Annotated in this window: 18 protein-coding genes; 9 read left to right on the forward strand and 9 right to left on the reverse strand. The window is 63.7% G+C overall.

Features of this window, described 5'->3' with window-relative positions; genetic code table 11:
• Nucleotides 1-51 precede the first annotated feature (51 nt).
• The 6 genes from V9K93_RS09430 (at nt 52) to V9K93_RS09455 (ending at nt 5,237) form a co-directional block, all read left to right on the forward strand.
• Entirely contained in the window at nt 52-345 is a 294-nt protein-coding gene (locus V9K93_RS09430) for a hypothetical protein (RefSeq protein ID WP_337302448.1), read from the forward strand.
• Nucleotides 332-631 carry a hypothetical protein gene (locus tag V9K93_RS09435; protein WP_337302449.1) on the forward strand — a complete coding sequence of 100 codons (300 nt, stop codon included), beginning with the start codon at nt 332-334 and terminating at the stop codon, nt 629-631. The genes V9K93_RS09430 and V9K93_RS09435 overlap by 14 nt, the downstream gene beginning before the upstream one ends.
• A gap of 11 nt (nt 632-642) precedes the next feature.
• Nucleotides 643-2,253: a PepSY-associated TM helix domain-containing protein gene (locus tag V9K93_RS09440; protein ID WP_337302450.1), complete on the forward strand. Its 1,611-nt coding sequence runs from the start codon at nt 643-645 to the stop codon at nt 2,251-2,253.
• Between the two features lie 44 nt (nt 2,254-2,297).
• Entirely contained in the window at nt 2,298-2,477 is a 180-nt protein-coding gene (locus V9K93_RS09445) for a hypothetical protein (RefSeq protein ID WP_337302628.1), read from the forward strand.
• 205 nt (nt 2,478-2,682) lie between these two features.
• The gene (locus V9K93_RS09450) at nt 2,683-3,723 is read left to right on the forward strand and encodes an alpha/beta hydrolase (protein ID WP_337302451.1); all 1,041 of its coding nucleotides are present in this window, start codon (nt 2,683-2,685) and stop codon (nt 3,721-3,723) included.
• 32 nt (nt 3,724-3,755) lie between these two features.
• Nucleotides 3,756-5,237, forward strand: coding sequence for a porin (locus tag V9K93_RS09455; RefSeq protein WP_337302452.1), 1,482 nt, complete (start codon nt 3,756-3,758; stop codon nt 5,235-5,237).
• A gap of 136 nt (nt 5,238-5,373) precedes the next feature.
• Here the strand turns inward: V9K93_RS09455 and V9K93_RS09460 are convergent, their stop codons facing one another.
• Both V9K93_RS09460 and V9K93_RS09465 read right to left on the reverse strand, forming a co-directional pair.
• Nucleotides 5,374-7,350 carry a TonB-dependent receptor plug domain-containing protein gene (locus V9K93_RS09460; protein ID WP_337302453.1) on the reverse strand — a complete coding sequence of 659 codons (1,977 nt, stop codon included), beginning with the start codon at nt 7,348-7,350 and terminating at the stop codon, nt 5,374-5,376.
• Nucleotides 7,351-7,422: 72 nt separating this feature from the next.
• Nucleotides 7,423-7,920, reverse strand: a complete 498-nt coding sequence (locus V9K93_RS09465) for a MerR family transcriptional regulator (RefSeq protein ID WP_295380848.1) — start codon at nt 7,918-7,920, stop codon at nt 7,423-7,425.
• Here V9K93_RS09465 and V9K93_RS09470 point away from each other — a divergent pair.
• Nucleotides 7,919-8,548 carry a cation efflux transmembrane domain-containing protein gene (locus V9K93_RS09470; RefSeq protein ID WP_337302454.1) on the forward strand — a complete coding sequence of 210 codons (630 nt, stop codon included), beginning with the start codon at nt 7,919-7,921 and terminating at the stop codon, nt 8,546-8,548. The genes V9K93_RS09465 and V9K93_RS09470 overlap by 2 nt on opposite strands.
• A 44-nt stretch (nt 8,549-8,592) precedes the next feature.
• Here V9K93_RS09470 and V9K93_RS09475 read toward each other — a convergent pair whose 3' ends face one another.
• Nucleotides 8,593-9,546, reverse strand: coding sequence for an alpha/beta fold hydrolase (locus tag V9K93_RS09475; RefSeq protein WP_295380845.1), 954 nt, complete (start codon nt 9,544-9,546; stop codon nt 8,593-8,595).
• A 168-nt stretch (nt 9,547-9,714) separates the two neighbouring features.
• On the opposite strand from V9K93_RS09475, the gene V9K93_RS09480 reads away from it, so the two are divergent.
• Nucleotides 9,715-10,284: a TetR/AcrR family transcriptional regulator gene (locus V9K93_RS09480; protein WP_337302625.1), complete on the forward strand. Its 570-nt coding sequence runs from the start codon at nt 9,715-9,717 to the stop codon at nt 10,282-10,284.
• A gap of 61 nt (nt 10,285-10,345) precedes the next feature.
• The gene (locus V9K93_RS09485) at nt 10,346-10,822 is read left to right on the forward strand and encodes a nuclear transport factor 2 family protein (protein ID WP_337302455.1); all 477 of its coding nucleotides are present in this window, start codon (nt 10,346-10,348) and stop codon (nt 10,820-10,822) included.
• 78 nt (nt 10,823-10,900) lie between these two features.
• Here the strand turns inward: V9K93_RS09485 and V9K93_RS09490 are convergent, their stop codons facing one another.
• From V9K93_RS09490 to V9K93_RS09515, 6 genes are all read right to left on the reverse strand, one after another.
• The gene (locus tag V9K93_RS09490; protein ID WP_248298407.1) at nt 10,901-11,131 is read right to left on the reverse strand and encodes a hypothetical protein; all 231 of its coding nucleotides are present in this window, start codon (nt 11,129-11,131) and stop codon (nt 10,901-10,903) included.
• A 240-nt stretch (nt 11,132-11,371) separates the two neighbouring features.
• On the reverse strand, nt 11,372-11,728 hold the full coding sequence (locus V9K93_RS09495) for a hypothetical protein (RefSeq protein ID WP_136638050.1): 357 nt from the start codon (nt 11,726-11,728) through the stop codon (nt 11,372-11,374).
• Nucleotides 11,729-12,185: 457 nt separating this feature from the next.
• Nucleotides 12,186-12,941: a tetratricopeptide repeat protein gene (locus V9K93_RS09500; protein WP_337302456.1), complete on the reverse strand. Its 756-nt coding sequence runs from the start codon at nt 12,939-12,941 to the stop codon at nt 12,186-12,188.
• Nucleotides 12,942-13,116: 175 nt separating this feature from the next.
• A complete protein-coding gene (locus V9K93_RS09505; protein WP_136639022.1) occupies nt 13,117-13,605 on the reverse strand; it encodes a YybH family protein in 489 nt (162 codons plus the stop codon).
• A 26-nt stretch (nt 13,606-13,631) separates the two neighbouring features.
• Entirely contained in the window at nt 13,632-14,618 is a 987-nt protein-coding gene (locus V9K93_RS09510; RefSeq protein WP_136639021.1) for a zinc-binding dehydrogenase, read from the reverse strand.
• 10 nt (nt 14,619-14,628) lie between these two features.
• Complete coding sequence (locus V9K93_RS09515) at nt 14,629-15,006, reverse strand: YybH family protein (protein WP_136639020.1); 378 nt, start codon at nt 15,004-15,006, stop codon at nt 14,629-14,631.
• Nucleotides 15,007-15,104: the final 98 nt, after the last annotated feature.

Here is a 15,104-nt window from a genome sequence, read left to right on the forward strand (position 1 = left end):
CCCGTGACCGGCCAGCCAGGTCACGGGGCTTCCAAATGAGAGTTCCAGAAAATGTCGGTAGTGATGGCGGTGCTGGCTTCAGCCGCGGGTTTGGTTGGGGCATGGCTGTTCTATCTGGCGTCGCCGAAACAGCAGTGGCGGCACGCCGGGCCCTGGCCTGCGCGTGGGAAATGGATTCCCGGCAGCACCTTGTCGCTGGTCTCGCTGGCCTTGTTCCTGTCTTTGATGGGAAGCGCTGCGGCCTTCTTCACCTGGTTGACGATTCTGATGCTGGTCTGGTCGGCGGCGCCCTTCCTGGGCGTCTGGCGCGCTCGACAGCGTGGAGGTGGCCATGGCCAGCCCTGACAAGCTGCAGAGCCGACACTGGTTCGGAAAGACGTGTGCCGGTGTATTCCTGGGCTTCGGGCTCTCCCTGGCCTTGTCCGGCCTGTTCGCGTGGTTTGGGCCCGGCGGCATTGATGGCGGGGGTGGCAAGGCCCAGTTCAACATGTGGCTGGTCGTGCTGCTGTGGGCCCCGATCCTGTCATTTGTTTTCCTTTTTCGTAGCAGCGCAAGCGCCTGGCTGTGGCTGGGTGCTGCCAACGCAGTCGCCTTTGGCGGGCTCTGGTTGGCGCGCAGCCACCTAGGCTGACTGGACCTCACATGAAGATCCGCAACGACATCATCAAGGTCTACAAGGACGTGCACATCTGGGTTGGCATCTTTGCTGGCCTGATGCTGTTCATCGCCTTCTATGCGGGCTCGATCACCATGTTCGAGAAGCCGCTGGAGCGATGGGCGACACCGCCGTCTGCGCTGTCTGCGCCGGTCCCGATGGAACGTGCACCTGACCTGCTGGCCGCAGTACTCAAAGCGCATCCCGAGGCGGCAAAGAACTACAGCGTGATGGTGCAGACGTCGCCTGAAGCGCCTGCACGCCTGATCTGGCGAGTACGTGGCGACAAGCCACGGCAGTTCACTGAGTTTGGCGCAAGCTTTGACGAGAAGGGCCACCTCCAGGTGGAGCAGTTGCGCAAGGCACCGGTGGCGCAGCTTGTTGATACCTTGCATCAGTTCGTCGGTCTGCCGTTCCCCGATGCGATTTCGCGCCCCATCATGGGCACCATTGCGCTGATGTATACCGTGGCCCTGATCTCCGGCGTCATCGTGCTGTTGCCGACGCTGGTGAAAGACTTCTTCGCCGTGAGGGTAGGTAAGAACATCAAGCGTATGTGGCTGGATGTGCACAATGCGCTGGGCATCGTCAGCCTGCCGTTCCACCTGATCATGGCCGTGACCTGCGTGGTATTCGCTTTCCACGATCAGATCTACGACATCCAGGACAAGGTGGTTTATCCCAACGGCATCCAATGGGGCGAAGAGCACGATGCCGGGCCTGCCCCGGGTGCTCAGCCGTTGTCCGCTCCGGCACTACTGGAAAAGGTAAAGGCACAGCTGCCGGGCTTTGAGGTCTACAGCCTGGGCTTCCAGCAGAAGGGTAGTGAGGTCGAGGGGCGTGTCAGCGGTCTGGATATCCGTTACGGGACCCGTGCCCGCACCTACATGAGCACCCATCTCGATCCCTACACTGGCGTGGTGGACACCCATGACCTGCCAGGACACATGGGTGGCTGGGATACCGCCGTCAATGCCTTCTTCATGCTTCACTTCGGCAGCTTTGGCGGGAACCCGGTGCGCTGGATGTACCTGTTGCTTGGGCTTGGCGGTGCGATCGTGTTCTACACCGGCAACCTGCTGTGGATCGAGTCACGACGCAAGAAGCAGCGCGATGCCAGCCTTCCCGAACAGAAGCGATCCACCCGGGTGCTGGGATCGCTGACCATCGGTGTGTCCCTGGGCTGTGTCATCGGCATCTCGGCAACACTGGCAGCTACCAAGTGGCTTCCTGACCTGGTTGCCAATGTGCCGGCATGGCACGAAGGCATCTACTATGCGGTCTTCCTGATGGCAGTCGGTTGGGCGTTCCTGCGAGGGGCTGCGCGCTCGGCATATGAGTTGCTGTACGTTGGCGCCATGGTGACGGCACTGATCCCGCTCGGCAGTCTTGCAGCATTGGCCGGCGTGCCCGGCACCTGGAACCATTCAAGTGCTGGGGGGGCCGTGGATGCGACCGCAATCGTTGCTGCCCTCATTCTCTGGCAGCTGGCGAGGCGTTCCAGGAAGCGCGCGAAGGTGGGCCACAGGGACAGCGTTTGGGCCATCGATGGAAATGCGACCACAAGGGCAGGGCGCATCCAAGCGGCCGGGAAGTAGATCCGTGTTGCCCGCCGATGGCCGGCCACATTGAAAGGGCAGCGGTGAACAGAGTTGGCAGCATAAATGGCCGTAGCATCGCCGAAGTCCTGCAGATGACGGTCGACCAGGCGGATGCGTTCTTCATGGAAGAAGACGCCATTGCCCGCCCGCTGCACTTGCTGCAGCAGATCAGCCTGGGCTACCCGATGCTGGGCCAGCCGGCCACGGAACTTTCTGGGTGATTGACGTCGGGCCTGGCGCAGGCGGTGCGGGGCACCACGAAACCGTGCAATGGCGAATTCTCTGGTGACTCTCCAGCCAAAGGTGTCCACTTTGATGCTGCAGTGCACACAGAAAAACACGGTCCAGCTAGTCCCATCCGGCTATAGGTCGCCAACGCAACTCGACGCACACTTCGCCACGTAAAGGCCGACGGGAGGGCGTGATATGAGTCTGCATGTGGGGAAACTGCGCGGGCTGGCAGTGCTTCTGTTCCTGCTGAATCCCTTGCTCGCGGGCGCGCTGCCGGCAGCGCCGCCCGCACCGGCACCCGAGGTGGTTCCGCTGTGGCCGCAGGGCCACTGGCAGCAACGCGCACGTGGCCCAGAACGGATCGGTATCGAGGGCAGCGCAAAGGGCGCGGTCTCGGGCATCAGTAACGCGCGCATGGAGATCTACCGACCGCTGAAACCGAACGGGACAGCCGTGGTGATCTTCGGAGGTGGTGGTTACTTCCGCATCCAGATCGGCAGCGCTGCCAAGCCGACGGCGCAGTGGCTGCAATCGCTGGGTGTCACTGCCGCCGTGGTCTACTACCGTCTGCCTGCCGATGGGTGGGCACCGGTCTCGCCCTTCCAGGATGGCCAGCGCGCCATGCGATTGCTGCGCGCGCAGGCGGCAAGCCTGGGGGTCGATCCGGAGCGCATCGGCGCATTGGGCTTTTCCGCCGGCGGCAATCTTGCCGGAATTGTTGCCACGCGCTTCGATGCCCCGTTGTATCCGCCGGTGGATGCAGCCGACCAGCTGTCAGCGCGCCCGGACTTCCTTGCCATGATCTATCCGGTCGTTTCAATGCGCGCGCCGCTGGACCACACCCGGTCCAAGCGGGAACTGGCGAGCCAGGACGACGCACAGCAGGCCTATTCGGTCGAACAGCACGTCCGCAAGGACATGCCGCCGGTGTTCCTGGCCCAGGCCGTGGATGATCGCACCGTGGATGTCGGCCACAGCGTGGCCATGTACCAGGCCACGCATGCGGCAGGTATTCCGGTGGAGCTGCACCTGTTCGAAGCCGGTGGTCACAGCTGGGGGTTGGGCAAGCCCGGGACATTGGTCGCGCAGTGGCCGCGCCTTTTCGCCAACTGGGCACGCAGCCACGGCTACCTCGGGCCGCCGCCTGCGCGGCTGCCGCCGCACGATGCCAACGCGATACCCACGGCTGCAGCTCAGCCACCGCGCTCGCTGGACGATGGCGGCGCGGGCGACTGAGCCGCGCACTGTATTTCATTCGGGAGAACTGCATGAATTCACTGAAGCATGCCGCGCTTGGCGCGGCTGCCGGCGGCTGCCTGTTGCTGGCTTCACCCTCTGTGCTGGCTGCGGCCGGCGATACCGAAGCCGGATTGCGTGCACAGGTGCAGCAGCAGGCCAAGCAGTTGCGTGAACAGGCAACCCTGCTGGAGCAATTGAGTGCACGCCTGGCTGCACTGGAACGTGGATCGCACAGTACGGGCGCGGCACCTGGCAGAGGTACGGGCGTCGATGTGCAGGTGGCTGCGGCAATCGCTGACACCCGGCAGGACGACATGGCCATTCTGCAGGCGCAGGTGGCACAGCTCGCCGCAACCGGTGGCGGGGGCGATGGCAATGTGCGTTGGCGCAAGGGAGGCCCTGAGTTCCGCAGCAGCGATGGCCAGTTCACCTTCCACCCCCGTGGGCGGGTGATGGTCGACTTCAGCAGTACCCACGGTTCCGGATTTGACGCACGCAATATCAACGGCACTGATCTGGCCAGCGGCCGTCTCGGCGCCGAAGGCCGGATGGGACCGCTGGGTTACAAGATCGATGCGGACTTTGCGGGCAACGATGTCTCGCTGAAGGACACCTATCTGTCCTGGGACACGCGGCTGGGTGGCCTGCCAACGGAAATCTACGTGGGCAACAAGCTCAAGGACCGTGGGATCGATGGTGGCACCAGCGGCGTCAATACGCCTTTCATGCAGCGCAATGCGGTGGCGTCTGTGGGTGCCCAGCAGAGCGGGTATTACGGGCTGGGCGTCACCACCAAGGTGATCGGTGATGGCTGGCACGCCAGTGTGGCGGTGACCGGCGACGATATCGGCAATGACAGCACGGCCAGCGACACCCTTGCGTATCTGCTGCGCGCACACTGGAACCCACTGCGTGGCCAGGCAGGCTTCGTGCATCTGGGAGGCTGGTACTGGTACGAGGATCTCGCCCAGGACGTGGGCAGCATCAACAAGACCTCCCCGATCGCGCTGGGCTGGAACGGCAATGTGCGCGTGTCGGCCAGCTCCATCGCCAATGTCACCGTCAACCACGCCTGGGGGCTTGAGATGGGTGGAGTGTACGGCTCGGTGTGGGCCTTCGCCGAACACACCACCCGCACCATCGAGTCACGCACGGTCGACTCGGTCGACCAGCAGGCGACATCGGTCTACGCCGGCTGGCTGATCACCGGCGAGCGCCCCGGATTCAGCAGCCGCTCCGGGGTATGGGGCACCACGCGGGTATTGCGCCCGGTGCAGGAGGGGGGCGCCGGCGCTTTCGAGCTGGCGGCGCGTTACGACCGCTACGACTTTCTGGATGCGGCCCGGGGCGGCGAGGGCACGGCATGGACGCTAGGGGTGAACTGGTACCTCAACAACTGGTCACGCCTGATGCTGAACTATGTTCACTGGAAGACCGACAACAAGGTCGGCAACGCGCAGCGGCCGGATTCCGGCAACACCGTCGGCGTGCGAGCGCAGGTTTCGTTCTGATCTGGCTGACGATCTGCAAATATCGGTACCGATTTTTCGATGATGCGGCTCGATCGCGGGATGGAAGGACAGTCATTTGCGTGCGTCCAAAGGGACAGAAGGCGACGGATGGTGTGGCCAAGCAGACGACCTCCGCCTAGAACTTCATCCTCACGCCACCATTCACCACAAACCCTTCCAGCGGCGCCCATGCATCCACGGTCCACTGGCCATCGTCGGCGCGGCGAGGCCGCAACATCGGGTTGTAGCCGCTCTGGCGGACGTTGAGGATGTTTTCCAGGTTGAGGAACAGGCTGACTCTTCCCAGCACAATCTCCCCCAGTGCACCCACTTCCAGATACGGCCGGCTGCGTCGACGCCAGGGATTTTCGTCAAGCGCCTGGATGCCGGTGTAGTAGGCTTCCAGGCCCACGCGACCACGGTCATGCTGCTCCCACATGGCAACCAGTCCTGCGCTGTGCCGGGGCGTGAGGGAGACCGGGCGGCGGCCAGCGCCCTCCGCGCCGGGCTCTCGCGCGTCGGTGTAGACATAGCTGCCGGTCACCGTGATGTCCTGCCAGCGGTAGCGCAACAGCAGTTCACTGCCACGGGTGCGGGTGACACCCGCCACATTGATCAGCTGCACACGTTCACCCGGGGCGGTTACAGACTCCACCAGGCGCACCGCATGGTCGATGTCGGATGCGAACACGCTGAGGTTCAGCTCCCAGGGGCCATGCACGTAGCCTGCATCGATGGACCCCGTGGTAGCGATCTCCGCACGAAGGCCACTCAGCGGCTCCAGGCGTGACAGGCCAGCGGCCTCGATCTGTTCGACGAAGGGCGTAGGAGCATAGAAGCCTCTGCCGATCGACGCGCGCAGGGTCCAGTCGTCAGGGCGGAACAATAGTGACACGCGGGGGCTGAAATGCCCCCCATAGGTGCTGTGGTCATCCCAGCGCGCACTGCCGGAAAGCGTAAGGTCATCGCGCAGCGCCTGCTCGGCCTGCACGAACAGGGCGGGCACGGTGTAGCGGTAATCAAACTGCGCGTATCGGGCGGAACGGAACCGGTCCTGCTGCGCGGCAATGCCCGCCAGCCAGCTGGTGGCGCCTACGCCGGACGCATAGCTGACTTCCGCAAAGCCGGTCTGATGGGTGTCGTTGTCCTGCTCAGGGCCATACCCGTGGTCGTGATCGGTGGACATGGCCGATGCGCGCACCTGCAGGCGGTCGCTCTCGCGCACCGGAACATCGACCACCGCGCCGGCATCAATGCGCTCCGTGCGCTGCGTGAGAGCGAAGGGCTGCCCGTCGGGCGCCCGTTGACCGGGCAGGGTCCCGCCCAGCCGACTCTCGCGCATTGCGCCTGCCGTCAGCAGCGCACGCGCACCATTTTCCGATTCCCAGAACAGCCGTGGCCTGACCGTGGCACGCTCGTAGCCGGGGATGTCAGCCCAGCCGTCTCCGTCCAGGTCGTGGCGGTCTTGGCGATGGTAGCCACCCACCACCGACAGGCCCCAGTGCGCGGCCAGCGGCCCGGCTGCGTAGCCGGTCACGTCCTGGCCGCCGCGGCTGGTGGCATTGAGCAGCATCTCGGCCTCGGCAGTCTCCTTGGGCCGGCGCGATATCAGGTTCACCACGCCACCCAACGCAGCCGGGCCGTACAACGCCGACGCGCTGCCCTTGATGATCTCGACACTACCAAGGTCGGTCGGGGGTATCTGCAGCAGGCCGATGGACGATGACTGACCGCCGTACAGCGGCAGACCATCGGCCAGCAGCTGGGTATATCGACCGCGCAGGCCCTGGATGCGGATGTTCGATGCGCCCATGCCCGGCGAGGTGTTCTGCACCCGCACGCCCGCCGTCTCGGCCACAAGCATGGAGACGTTGCCCGGCGACATCAGCAGCTTCTCCTCGATCTCCTCCTGCGATACGACGTCTACCCGGATCGGTTCGTCGGAAACGCGACGCCCTGACCGGGTTGATTGCACCACCACCGCATCCAGCTCCACAGCCTCATCGTGGTGGTCGTCGTGCGCGGCGGGTGGTTCATGCGCACTGGCCGAGGCAGCGGCGGACAGCAGAGCGGCGCTCAACGCCAGGGCAAGCGGATGGGGAAACAGGGTCATGGGTCGTCAGGGCGGCGGGGCCACGCGGTGGCGAAGTAGCCCGGCGTTGTAAACCTTGATCCAGCTACAAGGTCAAGGGCCAGGCTGCGGCTGAAGGGCTTCCAGCACCCTGCAATCGGCCACGCGGCCGCCCGGGCAATTGCCGATCATTCGCTTCAGTTCGCCCTGCAGCGCCTGCAGGTCATGGATCCGGCGCGTGATATCCGCGATGTGCGCTTTCACCACGTCGTCCACCGAACTGCATTCGTGTTCGCGCTGCTCACCAAAGGCGATCAGCTCGCGGATCTGCTCGATGGAGAAGCCAAGCTCGCGGGCGCGGCGCACGAATGACAGACGCCGCTGGTCCTGGGCGCTGTAATAGCGGTAGTTGCCGTCCGACCGCAGCGGTGGTTGAAGCAGGCCGATCTTTTCGTAATAGCGGATGGTTTCGGCCTTGGTGCCGGTCTGGCGGGCCAGTTGGCCGATGGTGAGGTGGGCGGACACGGGCTTGACCTTGTAGTGGCTACAGGGTTGATAACGACTATCCCAACCTTTTTCAAGCCCGGCCACAGCCTGGCGGGAGTCATCCATGGACCACTGCTGCGGCCACAAGCGCCGGGAACTGGAAGCGTTGGCCCTCCACAGTGCGCAGCGGCGCGTACTGGTGGCGGTACTCATCATCAGCCTGGCGATGTTCTTCATCGAGTTCGGCGCGGGCATCGTGGCGCGCTCCAGCGCCCTGCAGGCCGATGCAGTGGACATGCTGGGCGATGCGATCGTATACGGCCTGAGCCTGTGGGCAGTGAAGCGGGGAGCGCGCTGGGAGGCCGGCGCAGCACTCGCCAAGGGGCTGCTGATCCTGGGCTTCTTCGTGTTCATCGTGGTGGAGGTGGTCGGCAAGCTGGCCCACGGCGTTCCGCCTTCCAGTGGCTTGATGCTGGGGTTCGGAGCCATCGCGCTGTTGGCCAATCTGGTGTGCCTGGCACTGCTGTGGCGGTTCCGCACGCTCAACATCAACATGAAAAGCACCTTCGAGTGCTCCCGCAATGATGTCGCCGCCAACCTCGGTGTACTGGTGGCTGCCGGTGGCGTTGCGCTGACCGGACGCGGCTGGCCGGATATCGCGGCGGGCGTGGTCATCGCGCTGCTGTTCCTGAAGTCCGCGATTGGCGTCATCAACGAAGCGTGGCCCGCGTGGCGTGCGGCTGCGAAAGCGTGAGGTGATGGAAAGGGCTCCGGCGAGATGCCGGAGCCCCAGGGGACTCACTTTTCCTGCAGGAACGTCAGCAGGTCCTGGTTGACTCGATCCTTGTGGGTGTCGGTCAGGCCATGCGGCGCACCCGGGTACACGATCAGCCTGGCGCCCTTGATCAGCTTCGCCGACTGGCGGCCGGAGATGTCGATCGGCACGATCTGGTCGTCATCACCGTGGATGACCAGGGTGGGCACATCGAACTTCTTCAGGTCGGCGCGGAAATCGGTGGCCGAGAACGCGGCGATGGAGTCGTAGGTGTTCTTGTGGCCACCCTGCATGCCCTGCGCCCACCATGCATCGATCAGACCCTGCGATACCTTCGCGCCTGGGCGGTTGAAGCCGTAGAACGGGCCGGACGGGATGTCCTTGTACAGCTGTGCGCGGTTGTCCATCTGCGCCTTGCGGATGCCATCGAACACTTCGATCGGCAGGCCGTTCGGGTTGTCGGCGGTCTTCAGCATGAGCGGCGGCACCGAGCTGATCAGCACCGCCTTCTTCACCCGGCCGGAGCCATGGCGGCCGATGTAGCGCGCCACTTCGCCGCCGCCAGTGGAGAAGCCCACCAGAGTGACATCGTGCAGGTCCAGCGTGTTGATCACCGTGGCCAGGTCATCTGCGTAGTGATCCATGTCGTTGCCTTCCCACGGCTGGCTGGAACGGCCGTGGCCACGACGGTCATGGGCAATGACGCGGTAGCCGTGGTTGGCCAGGAAGATCATCTGCGATTCCCAGCTGTCCGAGTTCAGCGGCCAGCCGTGGCTGAAGGTGACGACCGGGCCGTCCTTCGGGCCCCAGTCCTTGTAGTAGAGCTGCACGCCATCGGCGGTGGTGATGTAGCTGGCGGTGCGCGCGATGCTGGTGACTGCTGCCGGCTTGGCCGGTTCGGCGGCTTGGGCGGACAGGCCGGCCTGGACCGGGAGGGCGAGGGCGGCAATGGCCAGGGTGCGGGCGAAAGTGTTCATGCAGGGCGTCTCATGGTTGGGTGGTGAGACGTACTTTGCGACCTAAATCGGGCGTCTGGATGATGAAATGTACGCATTTCTTGATAGATCGTCCTGCATGGATGTGTGCACGCGAAACGCCGCCCATTGCCTGTTGACAAGGTAGAACGATCGTTCTACCTTGGCATCGTGAACACAATCACCACCGATACCCAACAGAAGATCCTGGCCACGGCCGAGGCGCTGATCTACCAGAACGGGATCCACGCCACCGGCATGGACCTGCTGGTGAAGACCTCGGGTGTGGCACGCAAAAGCATCTACCGCCACTTCGAAAACAAGGGCCAGGTAGCCGCAGCTGCACTGAACGCGCGCGATGTTCGTTGGCTTCAGTGGTTCCAGCAGGAGTGCGACAAGGCCGACAGCCCGGAAGCGCGCATCCTCGGCATGTTCACCGTGCTCAAGGGCTGGTTCGAGTCCGAGGGCTATCGCGGCTGCGCCTTCATCAATACCGCGGGCGAGGTGGGCGACCCCGACGATCCGATTCGCCACATCGCAAAGCATCACAAGCAGAAGCTGCTGGATTACACACTGGAACTCACCACGCAGCTGGATATCGAGCAGCCGGACGCACTGGCGCGGCAGCTGCTGGTTCTCATGGAAGGTGCCATCACCGTCTCGCGCGTGATGGGCGACTACAACGCCGCAGACACTGCCAGGGATGTTGCAAAGGTGTTGTTGGAGCAGGCCAGGCGCTGACGCCTGAGTGATCAAAATCCGTCGAAGCACCCCGTTCATCCACTTGATTGGAGGCCCCGCCGTGTCCACTGAAGCACCCCGTCCGCCGTTGCCGCCGTTCACCCGTGAATCGGCCATCGAGAAAGTTCGCCTTGCCGAGGATGGCTGGAACTCCCGAGATGCCGACAAGGTCGCGCTGGCCTATTCGCTCGATACCCGCTGGCGCAACCGTGCCGAGTTCACCCACGGCCGCGAGGAAGCGCGGCAGTTCCTGGCCCGCAAATGGAAGAAGGAACTCGACTACCGTTTGATCAAGGAACTCTGGGCCTTCAGCGGCAACCGTATTGCCGTGCGCTACGCTTATGAGTGGCGCGACGACTCCGGCAACTGGTTCCGCTCCTATGGAAACGAGAACTGGGAATTCGGAGCGGATGGCCTGATGGAGCATCGGTTCTCGAGCATCAACGACATGCCGATCAAAGAAGGCGAGCGCAAGTTCCATTGGCCGCTCGGGCGTCGCCCGGATGATCACCCAGGGCTTTCCGATCTGGGCATGTGAGCGGCCGCAGCGGCGCTGTCAAAAGTGCGCCTCGGCTTCGATGAGGCCAGCGCCCCTGTAGAGTCAAGCCGTGCTCGACTACGGCATGCCACATCGCACCCCATCAGGCACCTCGCCAGCGAGCATCTGCAGCACCCGATCCATCAGAACAGGCTCCGGCACACCAGCCAGCACCTGTTCCAGATAATCCAATGGCTCCAACTGCCATTGGAGGATTGCCCGCATCTGCAGAACTGCGGGCGCCCGCTGCTTCGCATCCAGTGATGCCTGCAACAGCACATGCGGCGAGCGCCTCTCCAGCCACAGCACTGGTATGCCTCGGCAATGAACCTGGAACTCGGCATCTCGATGCCGTTCCACGAACTGGAATCCCTGTGGTGGCCGAGACTCCACGAACTGCATCGCCTGGCGGCGCAGTTGTGAGAATCGATCTTCGTTGATGCTTTGGAATCCGATGGGAGATGGCAGTGGGGGCACCAGCCACCGCGTCTGTGCCGCAACCACCGCCACGAGGCACAGCGCAGTGGCCGCCCAGCAGTACCGCGCCACTCAGTCGTCCGGCCGTACTCGTGTGCTGGCGTGCGCCGTAAGTCCCAGCCCAGCCATGATCAGCCCCTCCATGACGCGCGGGCCAACGTATTGCTCCAACTCGCCGTTCTCGCGGGCACGCTGTGCGGCCAGCAGGATTTCCAGCACCACCCGAAGGCCGGCCAAGGAGCAATCGGTGTCCGCCAGGGCAATGCGCCGCCCGGGCATCTGATGGCGCTCCGGCCAGGGCTGGCCATCGGAGGCAGCGCCGGAGCCGATGCTGTGCAGCAGGGCGATGAGCGTATTGGGATCAAGCACAGGGCCGTTGGCGGGCACGTCTTGGATCGGGTGTGGGGCAGGGGAGTAGGGCTGGGTCATGGCTGGGCTCCTTGCGTGCATGCAGAAGCCGCCACCGATAAAGGTGGCGGACGGTGCGGGGCTCGAAATCCGGTGTGCAATCTTCCCGGCGGGCACAAGGCCCCCACGCACCGCCCGCCATAGCCGGCCGACGGATTGCCAGCCGGCACCACAGGGCGTGGTGCCGGCTGACAAGCGCATACTTCTCTTGCACAACCGAGGATTTCGAGGCCTCGGCCACCCGTTTTCGGTGGCATGAACAGGAATACGCCTGGCTATGCGCGATGCCAATGCAGTAAGGCCGATGCCGTCACTACTTTCAACATTTTCAGAATCGTTGCATGCGGCACGAGGGGGCAGCCGCCTTGCGCTGCAATGCTTTCGGCGCTATCGGTGGCGCAGGCCTGCGGACTGTCGGCATCCGCCCGGCGAGGTCATGAGCGAGGCGGATGCGACAGGATTGAAAGGCTGCCAGACGTCAGTAGCTCTTCATCGCGGCTTTGGTTCGCTCCAGCCAAGCGGCATTGTGGCTGCGCGCGTGGCGTGACCAGTGTTGGGCATCGTCGATGATGCTGGCGAACAGGCTGCGGGCCTGCTCGCGGTCGGCGGGCTGCGGTTGTGTCATCAGCCATTCGGCATACAGGCAGCGGGCGGCCGCATCGTTTCCGCATTCGACGGCGCGCTCGAACGCGGCGCGGGTGCCAGTTGCTTGGGCGGCGGCCAGTGTCTGTGCATAGAGCAGGGTCTGTTCCGGCTTGCGGCGCACATCTGGATGACGGGCGAACAGGCCGTCCAGCGTCTCAACTGCAAGCGCGGCGTGCCCGGACTCGAGGCGGGCGCGCGCCAGACCGGTAAGGATGTAGGGGTCGTCACCCAGTGGCGAGCTGGCCGCCTGCTCAAGCAGGGTCCTGGCTTCCTCCGCTTGGCCTGCATCCAGCAGCGTCATGCCGAGGCGAACCCGGTTCTGCACGGTGGGCGTTCGCGACAGCTCAGCGCGTGCGTTACGCAGGTCCTGGCCCGGGTCCATGAGCTGCTTGGCGGAGCGGATTGCCTGCCGTGCGCCGCGCGAGTTGCGGGCTTCCGGGAAGTAGATCGCAAGGAAGTAGACGACGCTGCCGAGTAGCGGGAACGAGAACAGCAGGATCAGCCAGTAGAGGCTCTGGCCCGAGCGAATGGCGTGCACCGCGAAGTAGATGGCCGCCAGTACGTGGAGTCCGATTCCGATATAGGGCATGTGTGCCGCCTCGTCCTTGTGGGGGTTGGCACTATAGTGGGGGAGGGGTGGGGCGCCAAATGGGGCGGTGCTGATCGGGCGTGACGCGTCACGATAATGGGGCGGGCTCTGCGGGGCAGAGCGCTGCATGTCACCACGGGGTAAGGGATTGAAGAGAAGTGTTCATGCTCATGGCTCACGGCTGACGCGGAGGATTTGTGGTGGAGAAGATGTAACGGGCGAATTTCCATTGCCCATCCTTGCCACGGTGCAGCAGGAAGATTTCCTGATTGGCTTCCGCCCCCGCCGGTCCATCCTTGGCCAGTACCTTTACCGTTCCGTTGGAACGCGTGCGGGCGAATGCCCAGTCGCGCGATAGCGGCTGGATTTCATCAATGGTGAAGTCGATGCTCAACCGGATGGTCTTGAAGATCTGCTGATAGGCAGATCGAATTGCTTCGGCTCCCGCGACCGGCAGACTGTGCTGCGGCATGAAGACCGCATTGTCCGAGTAGAGACGCATTACCGCGTCGACGTCAGAGCTGTTGAGCGCCTGCTCATAGCGCTCAAGCTGGCGGGTGATTGCCGTGGTGTCCGGGCTTGGCATGGCAGTTTTGCCAGAGGCCAGAGCTGCGAAAGGAGACAGAGCCAGTAGAACGGCGAGTGAGGCGAAATAGGTACGCATGGGATTTCTCGATTATCTGTGAGAGGTCAAAGCTGTACGACGAACTTGCCGACGGCCGCATTGCTTTCCATCAGTCGATGGGCCTGCCGGACGTCGTCGAAATCAAAGGTCCTGGTACGCGACGATGGGATCCGGCCGGCGGCGATCTCCTGCGCAATCCAGCGAAGCGGGGATTCGCTCAGCGGCAATGCTGCGGTTCCAAGCAGTCCACTCGGGAAGAAGTTCAGATGGACCGCGCCAGGAAGGTCCTGCATCAGGTGGAACGACTCGAGTACCGGTGCACCACCCAGAAGGCCGATGACCGATGCTCCGCCAAAGGGGCGAAGCGCTTTGACCGAGTCTCGCAGCGTCGCTGCGCCGACAACCTCCAGCACGGCGTCCACGCCGACCGGGATCGACCGTCGAACCAGGGCCGCGATCTCTCCGGTATCGACGATGACCTCGTCAGCACCCGCGTCCTTCAGCCGCGCTTCGTTGCTCACCGTGCGCGTGGTGGCAATGACATTCAGTCCACGTGCCTTGGCGTAAGCAACGCTGGCCATGCCGACTGCCGACGTGGCACCTCGCACCAGCAAGGTCTGCCCGCTCTGGATCCGGAGGCTGCGATCCAGCGCACCCCAGGCTGTCAGATAGGACTCGGGCAGTGCCGCCAGCTCGTCCCAGGCAAGGTCGATACCGTCAAGTGAGATGAGATTCTGCGCAAGCACGCTCACCTGTTCGGCATAGCTGCCTGGGCGGCTGAACTGCAGTCCGCCCATGGCCGTTGCGACCCGCTGTCCCGTGCGGAAGGTGCCGCTCGGATCCCGGATGACTTCACCCACGGCCTCGATACCGGGTACAACGGGGCTATCGATCGGGCCCATCTTGCCTTGGCGTCGATAGACCTCGGCACGATTCAACCCGAATGCGCGGACCCTGACGAGCACCTCATCGTTGTTGCTCTCGGGTGCGCCAATGTCGCGCAGCTGCAGAACCTCTGGGCCGCCGGCCTGTTCAATCACATATGCCTTCATGACGGATTCCTCAGGAGCGCGGCTGATTGGTGGCGAACAGGTAGCGATGGATCTTCCACTCGCCGGCCTCCAGGCGGAACACGAACAACTCGTTGTTGCCCTCAGTCACCTCGACGCCGGCGGCCAGGATTCGGGTGCGGCCGGCCGAGCTCGTGCGCACCCACGCCCACTCGCCAACCTGAACGACTTCGTGGATGTCGAAGGTCACATTGAGCTTGATGGTGGCGAATACCTGCTCATAGCCCGCACGTACGGCCTCACGCCCCTCTAGGGCAGGCGCGTTCTGCGGCATGAAGACCGGTTCGGCGCTATAGAGACTCAGAATGGTGTCGGTGTCTCTGCCATTCAGGGCGGTTTCGTAGGACTTGAGAACTGCTGCAATAGACATGGGATGTTCCAGTTGGCTCACCGGGGATCGGTGGCGTGGAGCAACTTTGCGGGTTTCAAAAATGAGATAGAATCCTCATATTTGAGATCGCTCCTGCC

This window comes from Stenotrophomonas sp. CCNWLW162, from assembly GCF_037203745.1.
Lineage (GTDB): Bacteria > Pseudomonadota > Gammaproteobacteria > Xanthomonadales > Xanthomonadaceae > Stenotrophomonas > Stenotrophomonas maltophilia_AQ.